The 17530-nt window shown below is 72.7% G+C and carries 17 protein-coding genes; 12 read left to right on the forward strand and 5 right to left on the reverse strand.

The window, feature by feature from the left end; translation table 11 throughout:
• Positions 1–17: 17 nt before the first annotated feature.
• The 4 genes from EDF27_RS14715 to EDF27_RS14730 are packed head-to-tail and all read left to right on the forward strand — an operon-like array spanning position 18 to position 3418.
• Positions 18–743 (forward strand): PspA/IM30 family protein, encoded by a 726-nt coding sequence (locus EDF27_RS14715; RefSeq protein ID WP_123653624.1) that lies wholly within the window; start codon positions 18–20, stop codon positions 741–743.
• A 55-nt stretch (positions 744–798) separates the two neighbouring features.
• Positions 799–1620: an arginase family protein gene (locus tag EDF27_RS14720; RefSeq protein ID WP_132049622.1), complete on the forward strand. Its 822-nt coding sequence runs from the start codon at positions 799–801 to the stop codon at positions 1618–1620.
• A 34-nt stretch (positions 1621–1654) separates the two neighbouring features.
• On the forward strand, positions 1655–3058 hold the full coding sequence (locus EDF27_RS14725) for an NAD(P)/FAD-dependent oxidoreductase (RefSeq protein WP_132049624.1): 1404 nt from the start codon (positions 1655–1657) through the stop codon (positions 3056–3058).
• Positions 3059–3061: 3 nt separating this feature from the next.
• Positions 3062–3418 carry a Fe-S oxidoreductase gene (locus EDF27_RS14730; protein ID WP_132049626.1) on the forward strand — a complete coding sequence of 119 codons (357 nt, stop codon included), beginning with the start codon at positions 3062–3064 and terminating at the stop codon, positions 3416–3418.
• Between the two features lie 249 nt (positions 3419–3667).
• Here the strand turns inward: EDF27_RS14730 and EDF27_RS14735 are convergent, their stop codons facing one another.
• A complete protein-coding gene (locus EDF27_RS14735) occupies positions 3668–4474 on the reverse strand; it encodes an ABC transporter ATP-binding protein (protein ID WP_207909640.1) in 807 nt (268 codons plus the stop codon).
• A 2-nt stretch (positions 4475–4476) separates the two neighbouring features.
• Positions 4477–5391 carry a siderophore-interacting protein gene (locus tag EDF27_RS14740; RefSeq protein WP_123653629.1) on the reverse strand — a complete coding sequence of 305 codons (915 nt, stop codon included), beginning with the start codon at positions 5389–5391 and terminating at the stop codon, positions 4477–4479.
• Positions 5392–5459: 68 nt separating this feature from the next.
• On the opposite strand from EDF27_RS14740, the gene EDF27_RS14745 reads away from it, so the two are divergent.
• From EDF27_RS14745 to EDF27_RS14770, 6 genes are read left to right on the forward strand one after another with little or no spacing between them, the layout of a single operon-like run.
• Positions 5460–6401: an alpha/beta fold hydrolase gene (locus EDF27_RS14745; protein ID WP_165931512.1), complete on the forward strand. Its 942-nt coding sequence runs from the start codon at positions 5460–5462 to the stop codon at positions 6399–6401.
• 60 nt (positions 6402–6461) lie between these two features.
• On the forward strand, positions 6462–7973 hold the full coding sequence (locus EDF27_RS14750) for an ABC transporter substrate-binding protein (protein WP_132049631.1): 1512 nt from the start codon (positions 6462–6464) through the stop codon (positions 7971–7973).
• Between the two features lie 30 nt (positions 7974–8003).
• Positions 8004–8954 carry an ABC transporter permease gene (locus EDF27_RS14755; RefSeq protein WP_123653632.1) on the forward strand — a complete coding sequence of 317 codons (951 nt, stop codon included), beginning with the start codon at positions 8004–8006 and terminating at the stop codon, positions 8952–8954.
• On the forward strand, positions 8954–9868 hold the full coding sequence (locus EDF27_RS14760; protein ID WP_243698373.1) for an ABC transporter permease: 915 nt from the start codon (positions 8954–8956) through the stop codon (positions 9866–9868). The genes EDF27_RS14755 and EDF27_RS14760 overlap by 1 nt, the downstream gene beginning before the upstream one ends.
• Positions 9865–10701, forward strand: coding sequence for an ABC transporter ATP-binding protein (locus EDF27_RS14765; RefSeq protein WP_132049632.1), 837 nt, complete (start codon positions 9865–9867; stop codon positions 10699–10701). The genes EDF27_RS14760 and EDF27_RS14765 overlap by 4 nt, the downstream gene beginning before the upstream one ends.
• Positions 10698–11477 carry an ABC transporter ATP-binding protein gene (locus EDF27_RS14770; RefSeq protein ID WP_123704206.1) on the forward strand — a complete coding sequence of 260 codons (780 nt, stop codon included), beginning with the start codon at positions 10698–10700 and terminating at the stop codon, positions 11475–11477. The genes EDF27_RS14765 and EDF27_RS14770 overlap by 4 nt, the downstream gene beginning before the upstream one ends.
• A 536-nt stretch (positions 11478–12013) precedes the next feature.
• On the opposite strand, the gene EDF27_RS14775 is transcribed toward EDF27_RS14770, so the two are convergent.
• On the reverse strand, positions 12014–13453 hold the full coding sequence (locus tag EDF27_RS14775; protein ID WP_132049633.1) for an amidase: 1440 nt from the start codon (positions 13451–13453) through the stop codon (positions 12014–12016).
• Between the two features lie 28 nt (positions 13454–13481).
• Between EDF27_RS14775 and EDF27_RS14780 the strand changes: the two genes are divergently transcribed.
• A complete protein-coding gene (locus EDF27_RS14780) occupies positions 13482–14015 on the forward strand; it encodes a cysteine hydrolase family protein (RefSeq protein ID WP_132049634.1) in 534 nt (177 codons plus the stop codon).
• Between the two features lie 27 nt (positions 14016–14042).
• On the opposite strand, the gene EDF27_RS14785 is transcribed toward EDF27_RS14780, so the two are convergent.
• Positions 14043–15206 carry a N(5)-(carboxyethyl)ornithine synthase gene (locus EDF27_RS14785; RefSeq protein ID WP_123704200.1) on the reverse strand — a complete coding sequence of 388 codons (1164 nt, stop codon included), beginning with the start codon at positions 15204–15206 and terminating at the stop codon, positions 14043–14045.
• Positions 15207–15275: 69 nt separating this feature from the next.
• On the opposite strand from EDF27_RS14785, the gene EDF27_RS14790 reads away from it, so the two are divergent.
• Complete coding sequence (locus EDF27_RS14790) at positions 15276–15923, forward strand: YigZ family protein (protein ID WP_243698374.1); 648 nt, start codon at positions 15276–15278, stop codon at positions 15921–15923.
• A 215-nt stretch (positions 15924–16138) separates the two neighbouring features.
• Here EDF27_RS14790 and EDF27_RS20300 read toward each other — a convergent pair whose 3' ends face one another.
• Positions 16139–17503, reverse strand: coding sequence for an SDR family NAD(P)-dependent oxidoreductase (locus tag EDF27_RS20300; RefSeq protein ID WP_347812803.1), 1365 nt, complete (start codon positions 17501–17503; stop codon positions 16139–16141).
• Positions 17504–17530 lie beyond the last annotated feature (27 nt).

A 17530-nucleotide genomic window follows, 5' to 3' on the forward strand; every position in this document is an offset into this window, starting at 1 on the left:
CCAGAAAGGGAACAGCAATGGCAAAGCAGACGATCTTCGGTCGCATCTCCTCGCTCGTCCGGGCGAACATCAACCAGATCATCGACGACGCCGAGGACCCGCAGAAGATGCTGGACCAGCTCGTGCGTGACTACACGAACAACATCGCCGACGCGAAGAGCGCCATCGCGCAGACCATCGGCAACCTCCGCCTCCTCGAGCAGGACAACGAGGAAGACGTCCGCGCCGCGCAGGAGTGGGGGCAGAAGGCCGCGAACGCCTCGACCGCCGCCGACAAGTACCGCGCCGAGGGCAAGCCCGCCGACGCCGACAAGTTCGACAACCTCGCCAAGATCGCGATCGGCAAGCAGATCGCCGCCGAGCAGGAAGTCAAGGACAACGCGACCCCGCTCGCCACCCAGAACGAGCAGGTCGAGAAGCTCAAGCAGGGCCTGGCGGGCATGGAGCAGAAGCTCGAAGAGCTGAAGTCCAAGCGCAACACCCTCGTCGCGCGTGCCAAGACCGCCGAAGCGCAGTCAAAGGTCAACGACGCGATCGGGAACATCGACATCACCGACCCGACGAGCGACCTCGCACGCTTCGAGGAGAAGGTCCGTCGCGAAGAAGCGAAGGTCATCGGCCAGCAGGAACTGCAGTCGTCGAGCCTCGACGCGCAGTTCGAGTCGCTCGAGGACGTCGGCCGTGACGCCGAGGTCGAAGCACGGCTCGCGGCACTGAAGTCCGGCGGATCCTCGTCGCTCTGACGTCCTGACCCGTCGCGCACGGACGACGCCGGGCCCGGCCTGACAGGATGAGGACATGCAGTTCCTCGTCGTCGGTCAGTGGCAGGGTTCGGCGTCGTCGCGCGCGATGCGCCTCGGCGACGGCGCCGCCGCGATAGCAGCCGACCTCCCCCGCGCCGCCACCACCGTCATCGACGTCCCGACCGGTGCGGGTGACCGCCTCGAGACGGCCGTCGCCCGGTACACCTCGGTGCTCCAGGTCGCCGAGCGCGTCGCAGAAGAGATCTCGATCGCCTCCGAGCCCGTGCTCGTCATCGGAGGCGACGGCGCGAGTGCCCTCGGCGGGAGCGTCGCCCTCGAACCCGGGACCGCCTTCGTCCGCATCTCCGGTTCCAGTGGGTACCGCCCGCTGAACCGCGCGCAGCCGATCGCCGCCGAGACCGCAGCGCTGCGGATCCTGGTGGACCGGCCGTCCGAGCTGTTCCCCGGGCTGCCGACCCTGGCCTCCCCCTCGGTGGTACTCGCCGGCACCCGTGGCGTCGACGACTCCGAGACCAACGCCGTGGAGCGCGCGGGCATCCGACACCTCGACGTCGACGCCGCCACCCCCGACGCGATCGCCGCAGCCGTCGACGCCACCGGAGCCGACTCCGTCTACGTCCACGTCGACCTCGACGTCCTCGACCCGTCCGAGGTGGACGGGCTCCTCGAACCCGTCCCGTTCGGACTCGACGGCGCCGCACTCGTCGAACGCATCCAGGCAGCCACCCGTGGTCGCCGCCTGGTCGGGGCGGCGCTGACCGGCTTCGCCCCCGTCGACCCGGACCGCGCGGTCGACGACATGGGCGTGATCCTCCGCGCGGTGGGCGCACTCACGGCGGCCGCACGCGTCGGCTGACGCCGTCCATGCCCTTCCGCGTACGCTCGGCTCCATGACGGACTACGACCTCATCGTGATCGGCGCCGGCGCTGTCGGCGAGAACGTGGCGGACTACGCCAAGAAGCGCGGCCTCAGCGTCGCGATCGTGGAGGCCGAGCTCGTCGGCGGCGAGTGCTCCTACTGGGCGTGCATGCCCTCCAAGGCGCTGCTCCGCAGCGGACACGCCCTCGCCGCGGCGAAGCGGCTCGACGGCGCGAAGCAGGCCGTCACCGGCGACCTCGACGCCGCACGGGTCCTCGCCCGCCGCAACTCCTTCACCTCGGACTGGAAGGACGACGGCCAGGTGTCCTGGCTCGACTCCGCGAACATCGACCTGATCCGCGGACACGCCCGCATCACCGGCGAGAAGGCCATCGAGGTCGACGGCACCACCTACACCGCCGCCGCCGCGATCGCCCTGGTCACCGGCTCCCTCCACATCCTCCCCGACGTGCCGGGCCTCGCCGACGCGAAGCCCTGGGGCACGCGTGAGGCCACCAGTGCGCAGCACGTCCCGGAGAGCCTCCTCGTCATCGGCGGCGGCGTGTCCGGCTCCGAGCTCGCGACCGCGTGGGCCTCGCTCGGGTCGAAGGTCACCCTCGTCGCACGACACGGACTCCTCGGCGGGATGGAACCCTTCGCCGGGGAACTCGTCGCCGACGCGATGCGTGAATCCGGCATCGACGTCCGCACCGGCGTGAACCCGACCCGCGTGGACCGGGACGAGCACGGCCTCGTCACCACGACCCTCGACGACGGCACCACGGTGATCACCAGCGAGGTCCTCGCCGCGACCGGCCGCTCCGCGCACACCCGCGACCTCGGCCTCGAGTCCGTCGGCCTGACCGCCGGGGACTGGCTCGACGTCGACGACACGATGCTCGTCACCGGCACCGACTGGCTCTACGCCGTCGGCGACGTCAACCACCGTGTCCTCCTGACGCACCAGGGCAAGTACCAGGCGCGCGCCGCCGGTGAAGCGATCGCCGCCCGCCACCAGGGCACGCCGCTGCACACCGAGCCGTGGGGTGCGCACGTCGCGACCGCCGACCACGCAGCCGCACCACAGGTCACCTTCACCGACCCCGAGGTCGCCAGCATCGGCCTCACCGAAGCCAAGGCACGCCAGCAGGGCCTGAACATCCGCGTCGTCGAGTACGAACTCGGCAACGTCGCCGGCGCGTCACTGCAAGCCGACGGGTACACCGGGCGGGCGAACATGGTCGTCGACGAGGACCGCAAGGTCGTCGTCGGGATGACCTTCGTTGGACAGGACGTCGCCGAGATGCTCCACGCGGCCACCATCGCCGTCGTCGGCGAGGTCCCCATCGACCGCCTCTGGCACGCCGTCCCCGCCTACCCCACCATGAACGAGATCTGGCTGCGCCTCCTCGAGACCTACGGCCGCCCGGAGTAACGGGTGTGGAACCCGCTGCTCGACTCCCCCGTCTCCCGCGCCGGCTGGGGGTTCGCGACCCTCGTCGGGCTCGCGGTCGGGTTGCCGTTGTCGACCGGGCCGGTGCGGGTCGTCGACGGGCTGATCGTCTGCTCGGGCCTGCCCCGCTGGGTGTTCCGGCGCGGCGGGACCTGCGTCGGGTCGGTGTACCTGACGCGGGACAACGACGGCGAAGGGGTGCTCCGCCACGAGCGCGTGCACGTCGCCCAGTGGCGGCGCTACGGCATGCTGATGCCGCTGCTGTACGCGCTCGCGGGGCGTGATCCCCTGCGCAACCGCTTCGAGATCGAGGCGGGCCTGGAGGACGGCAACTACCGCTGACCGGTGCCCGCTCGTCTCGGTGCCCGCTCGTCTCGGTGCCCGCCTCGCCTCGCCCTGAGCGGTGAGATCGCACTTCGTGTCTGACGCCCGCACCAGGACCCGACACGAAGTGCGATCTCAGCGGGCGCGGTCCGGTGCAGGACCCGACACGAAGTGCGATCTCAGCGGGCCGGCTCCGCACGAGGACCCGACACGAAGTGCGATCTCGACGGGCCGGGTCCGGTGCGGGACCCGACACGAAGTGCGATCTCAGCGCGCGCGGCGCGGGACCACGAGGGGCGTGCCCGTCTCGGGGTCGGGAACGACCACGCACGGCAGGCCGAAGACGTCCTCGACGAGGTCGGCCGTCACCACCGACGTCGGCGGCCCGGACGCCACGATCGACCCCGCGCGCATCGCGATGACGTGGGTCGCGTACCGCGCCGCCTGGTTCAGGTCGTGCAGCACCGCGACGACGGTGCGCCCGGCCGCGTGCAGCGACGCGGCGAGCTCGAGCACGTCGTACTGGTGCGCGATGTCGAGGAACGTCGTGGGCTCGTCGAGCAGCACGATGTCGGTCTCCTGCGCGAGCACCATCGCGATCCAGACGCGCTGCCGCTGCCCGCCGGAGAGCTCGTCGACCCCGCGGTCGGCGAGGGAGAGCGTGTCCGTCTGCGTCAACGCGAGCTGCACGGCGGCCCGGTCGGAACCGGAGGTCGGGTGCAGCAGGTCCTGGTGCGGGAACCGTCCGCGCGACACGAGGTCCCGCACGGTGATCCCGTCCGGCGCGATCGGCGTCTGCGGCAGCATCGCCACCCGGCGCGCGACGGCCTTGGGGCGGTAGGAGGACATCGGCGCACCGTCGAGGTACACGGTCCCCGCGTTCGGCTTGAGCGTCCGCGCGAGGGACTTCAGGAGCGTCGACTTGCCGCACGCGTTCGGGCCGACGATGACGGTCAGCTCACCGTCCGGGATGTCCACGTCGAGCCCCTCGACGACCACGCGGTCGTCGTAGGCGAGGGTCAGTCCCCGGGCACCGAGCGCCGTGGTCGGCACTGCGACACCAGCGAGGCCCACGGTCAATTCTCGGCCTTGCCGTGCCGCCAGTAGCCCATGAACGCGACCTGCTTCCGGTCGAGCCCGACCCCGCGCACGAGGTGGCGGCGGAGCTCCTTGATGCACCCGGCCTCTCCCGCGATCCAGGCGTAGAGCTGCGAGTCGGTGACGGGCGGGATCTCCCAGAGGACCTGCTCGTCGACGTCGACGTCGGCCAGCTCGTCCGCCGACGAACACGGCGCGGCGCCCGCCACGGCGGTCGACGCCCACGCGTGCACCTGGTCGGTCATCCGGACCCCGTGCGACGCGCCGTTCCGGGCGATCCACCGCACCTCCACCCCGGCGGGCGCGGTGATCGGCAGCCGGTCGGCGTCGGTCGGGACCTCGATGAAGACGTGTCCGACGGTCGTGACGTCGAGCGACTCGAGGATCGCGCAGATGGCGGGCGCGGCGGTCTCGTCGCCGGCGAGGAGGATCCGGTTCGCGGCGCCCGGGGCGAACTCGGCACCGCCGGCGGGCAGCTCGGCGGGCGAGGACGGCACGGCGGGTCCGACGATCCGGAGCTCGTCCCCCACGATGCAGGAGGAGACCCAGCGCGACGCGGGGCCGGTGTCGCCGTGGGCGACGAAGTCGATGTCGAGCTCGCGGGCGTCCGGGCGGAACGAGCGCACCGTGTACGTGCGGAGCGGGTTGCGCGTGGCATCGGGCAGCTCGCGCCACGCCGTGTACCAGTCGGCGCCGTCCGGCAGGTCGGTGAAGCCGTGGCCGGGGATCGGCAGCACGACCTTGATCCTCTGGTCGAGTCCGACCGCGGAGAAGGAGCCGAGCTCGTCGCCGGTCAGCGTCACCCGGACGAAGTTCGGGGTGAGGGACGTGACGGCTGCCACACGGACGGAGAAGACACGGAACCGGGCTGCCACGAGGACCAAGTATGGCATGCCTAACCTAAGGGTGGAAGGACAGCCCTGACGGCGGAAGGACTGCGCCGGGTGCGAGACTGGGCACCGTGCCCGATGCCGACGACGAATTCCGCGACCTGGCCGACCTCGCCCGCGCGAGCGGCGTGACGGCGCCGCTCCGAGCCTCCCGGCAGGAGATCCGGACCCAGCAGGGTGGCGACATCTCCGCGATCCGTTGGCAGGACCCGGCGGAACCCGGTCTGGAGGCTCGGGTCACCTACCTGCACGGGCTCGGCATCGACGCCCACAGCTTCGACGCGACGGCCCTGGCCGTCGGTCAGCCGGCGGTCGCCCTCGACCTGCCCGGCCACGGCCGGTCGGCGTGGCGGGACGACGCCGACTACGCGGCCGCCGCGACCGCGCCGGCCGTCATCGCCGCACTCGACGCGCTCGAGGTCCCGCCGGGTGTCCTGGTCGGGCACTCGCTCGGCGCGATCCTGGCTGCCCGCATCGCCGCGACGGCACCGGAGCGCGTGACCGGCCTGGTGCTCGTCGACATGTCGCCCGACTTCGCCCAGCGTGCCGTGGACCGGATCGCGCGGGCGCTGGAGACCGAGGAACCGTTCGCGTCCCTCGACGAGGTCGTCGACCGCGCGATCGAGGCCCGCGTCGGCGACGACCGCGCCGTGCTGCTGCGGGAGGCCCGGCACACCACGCGCCTCGGCGAGGACGGGAAGCTCGTCCGTCGCCACCACTTCCCGCACCTGCCCGCCGGCCGGACGTCATCGGTGGGACGGTTCGCGGACGCCTGGCCGGACCTGGAGGCGCTCGACGTCCCGATCCTGCTCGTCCGGGGCGACCGCGGGTACGTCTCCCCCAAGCTCGTCACGACCTTCGCCGAGCGGCTGCCGCACGCCGAGATCGTCACGGTCGAGGCGCGCCACGCGGTGCAGACCCAGGCGCCCCTCGCGCTGGCCACCGCGATCCGGGAATGGGCCGCTCGTAACGGTTTGTTGCACGGGATCGAACAAACCCCCGCGCGCCGGTAGATTCTTCCGAGCGCGCGCGACGACCGTCGCTCCACGTGCGCCGGAAGGAACCCACGACCCATGAGCTTCTCCCTCTCCCGCCGCCGTCGTACCGCGATGGTCGCGGCCGCGATGGCACTCGTCGCCGGCGTCACGCTCGCCGGGTGCTCGGGGTCCTCGGACACCACGACCGGTGGCGACGACGCCACCGCGCGGGTCGGCCTGGTCCTCGAGCCGACGAGTCTCGACATCCGCACGCAGTCGGGTGCGGCGCTCGACCAGGTCCTCATCGACAACGTCTACCAGGGCCTCGTCGGCCGGACCTCGACCGGCGACATCCGGAACGTCCTCGCCTCGTCGCACGACGTGTCGAGCGACGGCCTGACGTACACGTTCACGCTCCGGAAGGACACCACCTTCCAGGACGGCAAGCCGGTCACCGCCGCCGACGTCGTGTGGTCGCTCGAGCAGGTCAAGTCGAACACGTCCTACGTCGACTCCGCGCGCCTGGCCGGGGTGTCCTCGATCACGTCGCCGTCGAGCGACACCGTCGTCCTCGAGCTCGCGAAGCCGGACTCCGACCTGCTCTGGAACCTCACCGGGCGCTCCGGCCTGGTGCTCGAGAAGGCTGCGAAGAACGACCTCTCCGACACCGCGAACGGCACCGGCCCGTACGAGGTCGCCTCGTGGAAGCAGGGCGACTCCCTGACGTTCAAGCGGAACGCCGACTACTGGGGCACGAAGGCGAAGGTCGCGAAGATCGTCTTCCGGTACATCACCCAGCCCTCGACGGCCGTGAACGCGATGGCGAACGGGGACCTCGACGTGCAGACCGCCGTCGACGGTACCCTGAAGAGCCAGCTGCAGGGCAACCCGGACATCTCGCTGCACTCCGGCAAGACGACGGACAAGTACACGCTCGCGTTCAACGACGCGAAGGCGCCGTTCACCGACAAGCGCGTCCGGCAGGCCATCCGCCAGGCGATCGACGCGAAGGCGCTCATCAAGGCCATCGGCGGTACCGGCGTCGAGCAGGGCGGCCCGATCCCGGCGCTCGACCCCGGGTACCAGGACCTGACCGACATCGACGCGTACGACCCCGCGAACGCGAAGAAGCTCCTCGCCGCAGCGGGCTCGCCGAAGCTGAACCTGACGCTCACGTACGCGAACGTCTACCCGACCACCATCGGGGACGTCCTGAAGTCCCAGCTCGCCGACGTCGGCATCACGCTCACCGTCAAGCGCGTCGACTTCGCCACGTGGCTGTCGCAGGTGTTCGAGAAGAAGGACTTCGACCTGTCGATGGTGAACCACGTCGAGGCACGTGACTTCGGCAACTGGGCGAACCCGGACTACTACTTCGGGTACGACAACGCCGAGGTGCAGGCCCTGTACGCGGACTCCGTCGCGACGACGTCGACCGAGACGAAGACCGAGGACCTGCGGAAGGCGGCGAAGATCGTCAGCGAGGACGCGGCCGGCGAGTGGCTGTACACCGCGACGTCGATCACGGCGGTCCGCACGGGCGTGACGGGCTTCCCGTACGACGGCGGCAACTCGCGTCTGGACCTGTCGAAGCTGGCGATCAAGTAGCCCGCCCCACACACAACTACGATCGATCCCGTGACCCGGTTCCTCATCGGGCGACTGCTGCTGCTCGTCGTCGGCCTGCTCGTGGCGAGCATCATCATCTTCGCCACGCTCCGCGTGCTGCCCGGCGACGTCGCGCAGATCGTCGCGGGCACCCAGGCGACGCCGGCGCAGGTCGAGCAGCTCCGGCAGCAGCTCGGCCTCGACCGGCCCGCGATCGTGCAGTACCTCGACTGGATCGGCGGGGTGTTCCGCGGTGACCTCGGGCGCTCGCTCGTCACGAACGGCGCCGTCGCCCCGGAGATCACGCAGAAGCTCGGCGTCACGCTGCCCCTCGCCGGGATGTCCCTGGCGGCGGCGCTCGTCATCGGCGTGCCGCTCGGCGTCATCGCCGCCGTGCTCCGGCGTCGTGCCGGCGGGGCGGTCATCGCGTTCGTCGCGCAGGCCGTCGCGTCCGTGCCGATCGTGTGGGCCGGCATGCTCATGGTCGCGCTGTTCGCCGTCACGCTGCACTGGCTGCCGACGCAGGGCTTCCCGCTCGACGGCTGGTCCGAACCCGGTCGGGCGTTCTCCTCGCTCGTGCTCCCCGCGCTGACGATCGGTGCGGTGGAGGGCGCGGTGATCCTCCGCTTCACCCGATCGGCGACGCTGTCGGTCCTCGACGCGGACCACCTCCGGACCGCGGCGGCGATCGGGCTCACCCGCACGCAGGCGCTCCTCCGGCACGGACTCGGCTCGGTCGCGCTGACGGTCCTCGCGGTCCTCGGCGTGCAGATCGCCGGGCTCCTCGTCGGGGCCGTCGTCGTCGAGCAGCTGTTCTCGCTGCCCGGCGTCGGCCGGATGCTCGTCACCGACGTCGGACGCCGCGACATCACGAAGGTGCAGTCGGAGCTCCTCGTGCTCACCGGGCTCGTGCTGCTCGTCGGGTTCGCGGTCGACGTGGTGCACCGCACGCTCGACCCCCGGCAGCGGGAGGCAGCGTGATGACCGGAGCCAGCATCCGCCGACTCGTCGCCCGCCCGACCGGGGCCTTCGCCGTGGTCGTCCTCGGCCTGCTCGTGGTCCTGGCCGTGGTGTCGCTGTTCTGGACGCCCCAGGACCCGTTCCGCACCGACCCGTTCCACCAGTGGGACCCGCCGAGCGCCGCGCACTGGTTCGGCACGGACGGCATCGGCCGGGACATCGCCAGCTACCTGCTCGCCGGCACGCGGACCACGCTCGTCGTGGCGATCGGCGCCGGGCTGATCGCGAGCGTCGTCGGGATCGTGCTCACCGCGATCGGATCGCTCACCGCGCGCTGGGTCCGCGAGGGCACGGCCGTCCTCCTCGACATCCTGGTGGCGTTCCCCACGCTCCTCACGGCGATGCTCCTCACCGCGGTCTTCGGCGGCTCGCTCGGGGTCGTGATCGTGGCGGTCGGGCTGAGCTTCGGCGTGACGATCGCCCGGGTCGCCCGCGGCGAGATCCGCCGCATCGCGCGGAGCGACTACGTGACGGCGGCGCGGGCCTCCGGCGTCGGACCGGGCGGGGTGCTGTTCCGGCACCTCATCCCGAACGCGGCCCCGATCTTCACCGTGCAGCTCTCCCTCGCGATGGCGACCGCGGTCCTCGCGGAGGCCGGGCTGTCCTACCTCGGCTACGGCGCCGGGTCGGGCACCGCGTCCTGGGGCAGCCTGCTCGCCGACCTGCAGACGTACATCGGCGTGCACCCGTGGAGCGCGACCTGGCCGGGCGCGGCGATCGCCCTCGTCGTCGCGGCGCTCTCACTCCTCGGGGACGCCGTCCGCGACGCGTCCGACCCGCGGCTGACGTCCGGCGACCGCACGAGCGGCACCGCCCGCGCGGACACCGCCACCCGCACCGACGTGAGCTCCGCCGAGACCGGGGTGACCGCATGACGAGCAGCGACCCGACGAGCAACGACGCGACGAGCAACACCGCGGCCGGCAGCACGACCGCAGCCGGCGGACTCGAGGTGCGTGGCCTGTCGGTCCGCATCACGGGGCGGACGGTGCTCGACGACGTGAGCTTCACCGTGCCTCCCGGCCGTCGTGTCGGCGTGATCGGCGCATCCGGATCCGGGAAGTCGATGACCTCACTGGCCCTGATGGGGTTGGAGCCGACCGGCGCGGACGTGACGGGCAGCATCCGCCTGGACGGGACGGAGCTCGTCGGGATGCCCGACCGGTCGCGCGCCGCGTTCCGTGGCGCCCGGATGGGCATGGTCTTCCAGGAGCCCGGCACCGCACTCGACCCGCTGCGCCGCGTCGGGAAGCAGATCGCCGAACCGCTCCGGTTGCACCGCGGACTCGACCGTCGGGGTGCCGATGCGGCCGCCCTCGACCTCGCCCGCGCGGTCGGTCTGCCCGACCCGACGTCGCTGCTCCGGCAGTACCCGCACCAGCTCTCCGGCGGGCAGCGGCAGCGGATCTGCATCGCGATGGCGATGGCCGGGCAGCCGGGGCTGATCATCGCGGACGAGCCCACCACGGCGCTCGACGTCACCACCGAGGCTCGGATCCTCGACCTGCTCGCCGGCCTCGACGTCTCGATCCTGTTCGTGACGCACGACCTCGCGGTCCTCGCGCGGATCGCCGACACCGTCGTCGTGCTCGACGCCGGGCGCGTCGTCGAGAGCGGCAGTGTCGCCGACCTGCTCGCCGCGCCGCGACACGCCGCGACACGCGCGCTCGTCGACGCGGCGCGCGCCACCGCCAGGAGGCTCCCGTGAACGCCCTCGTCGGCACCGGCCTGCACCGCACCTACCGGCTCCCCCGCCGTGGACCGTTCGAACCCGGGCCGATCCGCACCGCCGTCGACGGCGTCGACCTCACGGTCGCCACCGGGCAGCGACTCGGGATCGTCGGGGAGTCCGGATCCGGCAAGTCGACGCTGGTGCGGCTCCTCGCCGGTCTGGAGGCTCCTTCCGCCGGCAGCGTGTCCGCCGACGGTCGACCGGTGGTCGCGTCCGGGTCCGCGGCCGCGATGCGCTGGTTCCGGCGCGAGACCGGGGTGGTGTTCCAGGACCCGTACGCCTCGCTCGACCCACGGATGCGCGTCGGGTCGATCGTCGCCGAGCCGCTCCGAGCCCTGCGGATCCCGGGGTCGCACCGGTCGCTGGTCGCGTCGGCGTTGGCGCGCGTGGACCTGCCCGCCGACGCCGTGGACCGGTACCCGCACGAGTTCTCCGGCGGGCAGCGGCAGCGCATCGCGATCGCGCGGGCCGTCGTGCACGGGCCGCGGATCCTGTTCGGGGACGAGCCGATGAGCGCCCTCGACGTGGTGGTGCGGGCGCGGGTGATCGCGCTGCTGGAGTCCCTCGCGGAGTCGCTCGGGTTGACGATGGTGCTCGTGTCGCACGACATCGGCGTGGTGCAGCGGCTGTGCGACACCGTCGCGGTGATGTCCGCCGGTCGCATCGTGGAGCACGGGCCGGTGTCCCTGCTCGACGCGCCGGCGCACCCGGTGACGCGGGCGCTGGTGGCGGCGGCGCCGACGCTGCCGTAGGCGCGCGGGGGGGCGCGGGCGCGCGGGGCGCGGGCGCGGGCGGCGACAGAAGCGTTCCGACACCGCGGGCGTCGATCGACTGCCGCCGTGTCGAATCATGCGGACGGATCCGGTGCGTGTGCATGGTCCGACACCACGGGCGTCGATCGACCGCCGCCGTATCGAATCATGCGGACGAATCCGGCGCGTGTGCATGTTCCGACATCGCGGGCGTCGATCGTCTGCCGCCGTGTCGGAGGTCGCGACCACGTGCCGGCCTGGAGGCTCGGTGCCAGGCCGCCACGAGCCTCCAGGCCGGTGGGTGGTGGGCCGCAGGGCACGTTCGTTGCGTCCGCAACCGACGACAACTGCGTTGTCGTACGACAGCGAGGCTGTCGTCGGCGGGCGCTTGCAATGGTTGTCGACGCGGGGGAACGACGAGGTCGCTGTCGTACGACAGCGACGTCGTCGTTGCGAGTCCGCCCCGCCGCGCCGCCCGCCCGCCCCACCCGCGCCGCCGCCCCGCCGGGCGCCGCCGCCCCGCCGCGCGGCCGCGCTCACCACCCCGGCGGGTGCCTCCGCTGCCAGCGCAGCCGCCGCTCGAGCTGCGCTCCGAGCGCCAGGAGCGTCCGCTCCCCGCCCGGCCGCCCGATCAGCTGCACGCCCATCGGCAGCCCGCCGCCGTCCGGGTGGTCCGCCGCAGTGACCCCGACGGGCAGCGTGATCGCGGGGAGCCCCGCGACGTTCGCCATCGAGGTCCACGGCGAGTACGCGCACTGGCGGCGGAAGTCCTCCGACGGGTCGTCCCCGTACCAGCCGAGCGGCCGCGGGGTGAGCGCCAGCGTCGGCGTGATGACCGCATCGAACCGGCCGAACGCGCTGATCAGCGTTGTCGAGAACGTGTCGAGCGCCGTCATCGCGGCGAGCACCTGGGTCCCGGTGAGCGCCTGCCCGCGGGCGACGAGCCAGGACACGAGCGGCGTGAGGGCGGTGAGGTCGATCCCCGGCACGGACGGCAGCTGCGCCGCGGAGCTCTCCCACGCGACCCGGAACGCCGAGGCGTAGGGCGTGCGGGGCATCGCGACGTCCTCGATCCCGTGCCCGAGCTCGGAGAGCACCCGCACCGCGGTGTCGACCGCGTCACGGGCTGCCGGGTCGACGACGACGTCGACGGTGTCGTCCCACGGGGACCCGTCGAGCACCCCGAGGACGAAGCGCCCCTCGCCACGGACGGCCGCAGCGGTGAACGGCCCGTCGCCGACGTCGGGGGTCACGAGCGCGTACGGCACGGGTTCGTCGAGACCGGTCGGCGCGACCAGCGCGTCGAGGTACATCCCGGCATCCGCCACGGTCCGCGTCAGCGGCCCGGCGACCGACAGCCCGCCGACCCCCGACCGCCCGGGCATGGACGGCACCCGCCCGCGGCTCGGCTTCAGCCCGACCAGGCCGGTCGCTGCCGCCGGGATCCGCACCGATCCCCCGCCGTCGGACCCGACCGCTGCCGGCAGCAGTCCGGCGGCCACCGCGACGGCCGCACCGCTCGAAGAGCCGCCCGGCGCACGGGTGGTGTCGTACGGGTTCCGCGTGACACCGCGGCGGGTCTCCGACGAGGACGACATCCCGAACTCGGGGCTCGCGGTCTTCCCGAGGCTCAGCGCGCCGGCCGCGGCGAGCGCCGCCACCAGCGGGTGGTCGGCGGTCGCGGGCCGCTCCGGCAGCGCGACGGTCCCGGATCCGGTGGGCACGCCGGCCCGGTCGTACAGGTCCTTGTCACCGGACGGGAGGCCCCACAGCGGTCTGGACGTCGGCACCAGGTGGCCGAGACGGTCGGCCCGTTCGCGTGCGTCGTCGGCAGTGACCGTCACGAAGGCACCGAGTTCCGGGTCGAGCCGTTCGATGCGGGCGAGGAAGTGCTCGGTCGCTTCGCGGGCCGTGGTGTCGCCGCGGCGGATCCAGTCCCAGAGTTCCTGCGCGGAGAGGTGGTGGAGTTCGAACACGGTTCCCGAGCCTAGTTACGCTGCATCCATGACCCGTGCGCTCGTCCTCGTCGACATCCAGCTCGACTACTTCCCCGGGGGCGCGTTCCCCCTCGTCGAGCCGGAGGCGGCGGCCGCCGCGGCGCGGGAGGTCCTCGATGCGTTCCGCGCCTCGGGTGAGCTGGTCGTGCACGTGTTCCACACCGCGACCGAGGCGGATGCCGGTTTCTTCGTGCCGGGGACGCCGGGTGTCGGGTTCCACCCGCTCGTGGCGCCGGCGGACGGTGAGCCGGTGCTGGAGAAGCACGAGCCGAACAGCTTCGTCGGGACGGGGCTGCAGTCGCTCCTCGCCGATGCCGGGGTCACCGAGCTCGTGGTCGTCGGGATGATGAGCAGCATGTGCGTCGACTCCACGGTGCGGGCGGCGTCGGAGCTCGGGTTCACGGTGACCGTCGTGTCCGACGCCTGCGCGGCGCCGGACCTGACGCTCTGGGACACCACCGTCCCGGGGAGCCTGGTGCACGCGTCCTTCATGGCGGCGTTGGACGGCAGCTTCGCGACGGTGGTGCCGCGGCTGGCGTGACCGGCCGCGCTGGCGCGTCCGTCCCGCTCAGCGGATCGGGTAGGGGTACGCCCGCGACCGTCCCTGGAAGGTGAGGATCGCCTCGTTGCGGACGTGGCCGTTCTCGATCTCGATCGCCCGGCGGATCGTCTCGGACCCGGTCCACGCCGACGGCCCGGTCATCACCGTCCGGAGGAACGGCATCAGCGCCTCGCTGATCTCCCACGTCGACGAGTTCCAGAGCAGCGACGGGCTGTGGTCCACCGCGTAGTAGTTCGTCGAGTCACCCACGGTGACCATCGGCTCGGCGAACGTGGTGGCTCGTGCCCACTCGAACCCCATGCCCTCGTCCACGGACACGTCGACGATGAGGCTCCCCGGGCGGAACGCGTCGAGGTCCTCGGTGCGGAGGTACGTCAGCGGCGCGTTCGGGTCCTGCAGGGTGCAGTTCACGACGATGTCGTTCTCGGCCAGGTACGGGGCGAGGCGCACCGGCCCCTGGTCCGTGTTCACGGTGCTGGCGTGCGGGGCCGCTGCGTCGTGTTCGAAGTGCACGACGTCGACGGACGGGATCGGTGACCCGACCGCGGCCGGGCGACGGTTCGTGAGCACCCGGACGTCGTGGACCCCGTGTGCGTTGAGCGCGGTGACGGCGCCGCGGGCGGTGGCGCCGAAGCCGATCACGACGGCGGTCAGGCGGCGGCCGTAGTCCCCGGTGGAGCCGCAGAGCTGCATGCCGTGCAGCACCGAGCAGTACCCGGCGAGCTCGTTGTTCTTGTGGAAGACGTGCAGCCCGAAGCCGCCGTCCGGCTGCCAGTGGTTCATGGCCTCCCACGCGATGAGGGTCAGCTGCTTGTCGATCGCGAGCTGGGTGATCTCCTGGTCCTGGACGCAGTGCGGCCACCCCCAGAGGACCTGCCCGTCCCGGAGGTCGGCGAGGTCGGACGCCTGGGGCTTCGGGAGCAGGACGACGTCGGCTGCTGCGAGCACCTCGGCGCGGTCGGCGACGGCGCCGACGAGGGGTGCGATCTGTTCGTCCGGGACGCCGAAACGCAGCCCGTAGCCGCGTTCGACGACCATGGCCGCACGGAGGTCCGCGTCGATGCGGCCGAAGTGCGCGGGGTGGATGGGCAGCCGGTGTTCGTCGGCCTTCCGGGAGGTCGCGACGACGCCGAGGCGCATGAGCCCCGGTGTCGGTTCGGTTTCGGTCATGGTGCACTGTAGGCCCGTCGCATGCCAGGTCGTCGGCGCCCGGTCGTCGTCCGTCGGTACGCTCGTCGGGTGAGCCGCAGCTACCCGTCCACCGTCGCTGCGCCCCTCGAGCACGAGATCGTGATCACGAAGTCGCGGTTCATCACGCACGTGGTCCCCGTGGCGGACGTCGCGGACGCGGACCGGGCGATCGCCGAGGTCCGCCGCGCGGCCTGGGACGCCCGTCACCACTGCACCGCGATGGTCACCGGGGTGCTCGGCGACCAGGCGCGGTCCTCCGACGACGGCGAGCCGTCGGGCACCGCGGGCGTCCCGATGCTCGAGGTGCTGCGCCGTCGGGACCTCACGGACGTCGTGGCGATCGTCACCCGGTACTTCGGCGGCGTGAAGCTCGGCGCCGGCGGGCTCGTCCGGGCGTACTCCACCTCGGTGTCCGAGGCGCTCGACCGGGCGACGGTCGTCCGCCGCGTCGCGCTCACCCGGGTCAGCGTGGACGTCGAGCACGCCGACGCGGGGCGGCTCGACAACGTGCTGCGCTCCTGGGTCGACCACCACGACGCCACCCTGGGGGACACCACGTACGGCGCAGCGGCCACGTTCGAGCTGTGGGTGCCCGCGCAGGAACTCGACGTGCTGCGCACGGACCTCGCCGCGGCATCGGCAGGGGCCCTCGACCCGGTCGTCGGCGACGTCCGGGTGGTGGACGTCCTCCCGTGACCGTCTCACTCGCGGACGACCTGGTCGCGGGGCCGTCCGGTCCGGTGCCGCTCCGCCGGTACGAGCCCGCCGCCGTCCGCCCCGGATCGCCGACCCTGCTCTGGTTGCACGGTGGGGGCTTCTTCCGAGGTGACCTGGACCTGCCGGAGTCGGACGCCGTCGCCCGGGCACTCGCGGCGCGCGGTGTCCCCGTCGTGACCGTCGACTACCGGCTCTCACCCCTCCCCGGGATGCCGTGGGCGGCGCGGCGTGGGCCCCGTGCGCGGACGCCGTTCCCGCTGGCGCACCGGGAGGTCCTCGCCGCGTACCGCGCGGTCAGCGAGGCCGCCTCCGACGGGGTGGTGCTCGGTGGTGCGAGCGCGGGCGCGTGCCTGGCCGCAGCGGCGGCGCTGGCCGTGTCCGGGACGCCAGCGTCCGACGACCTGCCCGCGCCGGTCGGGGCGTTCCTCGCGTACGGATTCTTCCACGCCCGCACGCCCCGTGTCCCGGCGATCGCCCGGACCGTCCGCGGGCACCGTCGTCTGACGCACGCCCCGTGGGCCCTCGATGCCGCGAACCGTGCCCATGCCCGCACCGGCGACGCCCGAGCGGATCCCCGCGCGTTCCCGGGCGGCCACCCGCTCGACGCCTTCCCGCGGACGCTCCTGGTCGACGCGGAGCACGACACGATGCGTGCGTCCGGCGAACGGTTCGCGGCCGAGCTCACCGCCGCGGGTGTCCAGGTCGAGCGGCACGTGCTGGCGGGCAGCGGGCACGCGTTCCTGAACCGCCCCGGCACGCCGGACTCCATACACGCGATCGGCCTCGCGTCCGCATGGCTCGCCACGCACGGGCCGGACGCGCCGCCACCGTGACGGCAACGACACCCCGGTCTCCGCGGCCAGCACGTCCAGCAGTCGCTCCCGGAACGCAGGGTCGTGGACGGCGGGATGCGGCTCCTGCTGCTCCCCGTGGAACCAGTACCCGCCGCTGACCCGCAGGTCTGGGTCCGTCACGAGGCGTTCCTGCGTCCGGTGCCCCAGCTCGAAGTCGTCGGGTGCGCCCGCGCCACCCATCTTCGTCGGCACCCACCCGGGGTCGACGGCGTTCGCCAGCACGTCGGGAGCCCAGCGCTCAGCGATGCCTGCGGCGAGCGCCGTGACGAGGAGCTTGGTGTCCGAGTAGCTCGCCGAGTCCGTCGACCCGCTCCAGTCGATCCGGTCGAGTTCCGCGCGGCCACCGCGGTGCATGCCGCTGCTGAGGTAGACGTGGCGGGTCGGTGTCGTGAGCAGTGCGGTGAACAGGTAGGGCGCCACCACGTTCACGGGGACGAGCGACCGGCCGGAGATGACGCCGGCGTTGTGCACGACGGCGTCCACCGGCCCTTCCGCGTCGAGCCGGGTCGCCGCGGCGACGACCGCCCCACGCTCCGCGAGGTCGACCACGAGCAGCTCGGCCCCACGGTCCGTCAGCGACGCCAGCGCAGCGGCGCGCTCGTCGTTCCGGGCGTGCACGACGACGTCGTGCCCGTCGTCGAGGAAGGACTGCGCCGTCGCGCGTCCGAGGCCGTCGGTGCTGCCCGTCACGAGGATGCGTGTCATGCGCCCATCCTGCCCGCGCCCACCCGC

This window comes from Curtobacterium sp. PhB136, from assembly GCF_004346855.1.
Taxonomy (GTDB): domain Bacteria; phylum Actinomycetota; class Actinomycetes; order Actinomycetales; family Microbacteriaceae; genus Curtobacterium.

Bases quoted from the DNA above. Each gene is read 5' to 3' on its own strand.
- EDF27_RS14715 (WP_123653624.1), top strand. From the start codon at position 18: ATGGCAAAGCAGACGATCTTCGGTCGCATCTCCTCGCTCGTCCGGGCG.
- EDF27_RS14720 (WP_132049622.1), top strand. From the start codon at position 799: ATGCAGTTCCTCGTCGTCGGTCAGTGGCAGGGTTCGGCGTCGTCGCGC.
- EDF27_RS14725 (WP_132049624.1), top strand. From the start codon at position 1,655: ATGACGGACTACGACCTCATCGTGATCGGCGCCGGCGCTGTCGGCGAG.
- EDF27_RS14740 (WP_123653629.1), bottom strand. From the start codon at position 5,391: ATGCCATACTTGGTCCTCGTGGCAGCCCGGTTCCGTGTCTTCTCCGTC.
- EDF27_RS14750 (WP_132049631.1), top strand. From the start codon at position 6,462: ATGAGCTTCTCCCTCTCCCGCCGCCGTCGTACCGCGATGGTCGCGGCC.
- EDF27_RS14760 (WP_243698373.1), top strand. From the start codon at position 8,954: ATGACCGGAGCCAGCATCCGCCGACTCGTCGCCCGCCCGACCGGGGCC.
- EDF27_RS14765 (WP_132049632.1), top strand. From the start codon at position 9,865: ATGACGAGCAGCGACCCGACGAGCAACGACGCGACGAGCAACACCGCG.
- EDF27_RS14780 (WP_132049634.1), top strand. From the start codon at position 13,482: ATGACCCGTGCGCTCGTCCTCGTCGACATCCAGCTCGACTACTTCCCC.
- EDF27_RS14785 (WP_123704200.1), bottom strand. From the start codon at position 15,206: ATGACCGAAACCGAACCGACACCGGGGCTCATGCGCCTCGGCGTCGTC.
- EDF27_RS20300 (WP_347812803.1), bottom strand. From the start codon at position 17,503: ATGACACGCATCCTCGTGACGGGCAGCACCGACGGCCTCGGACGCGCG.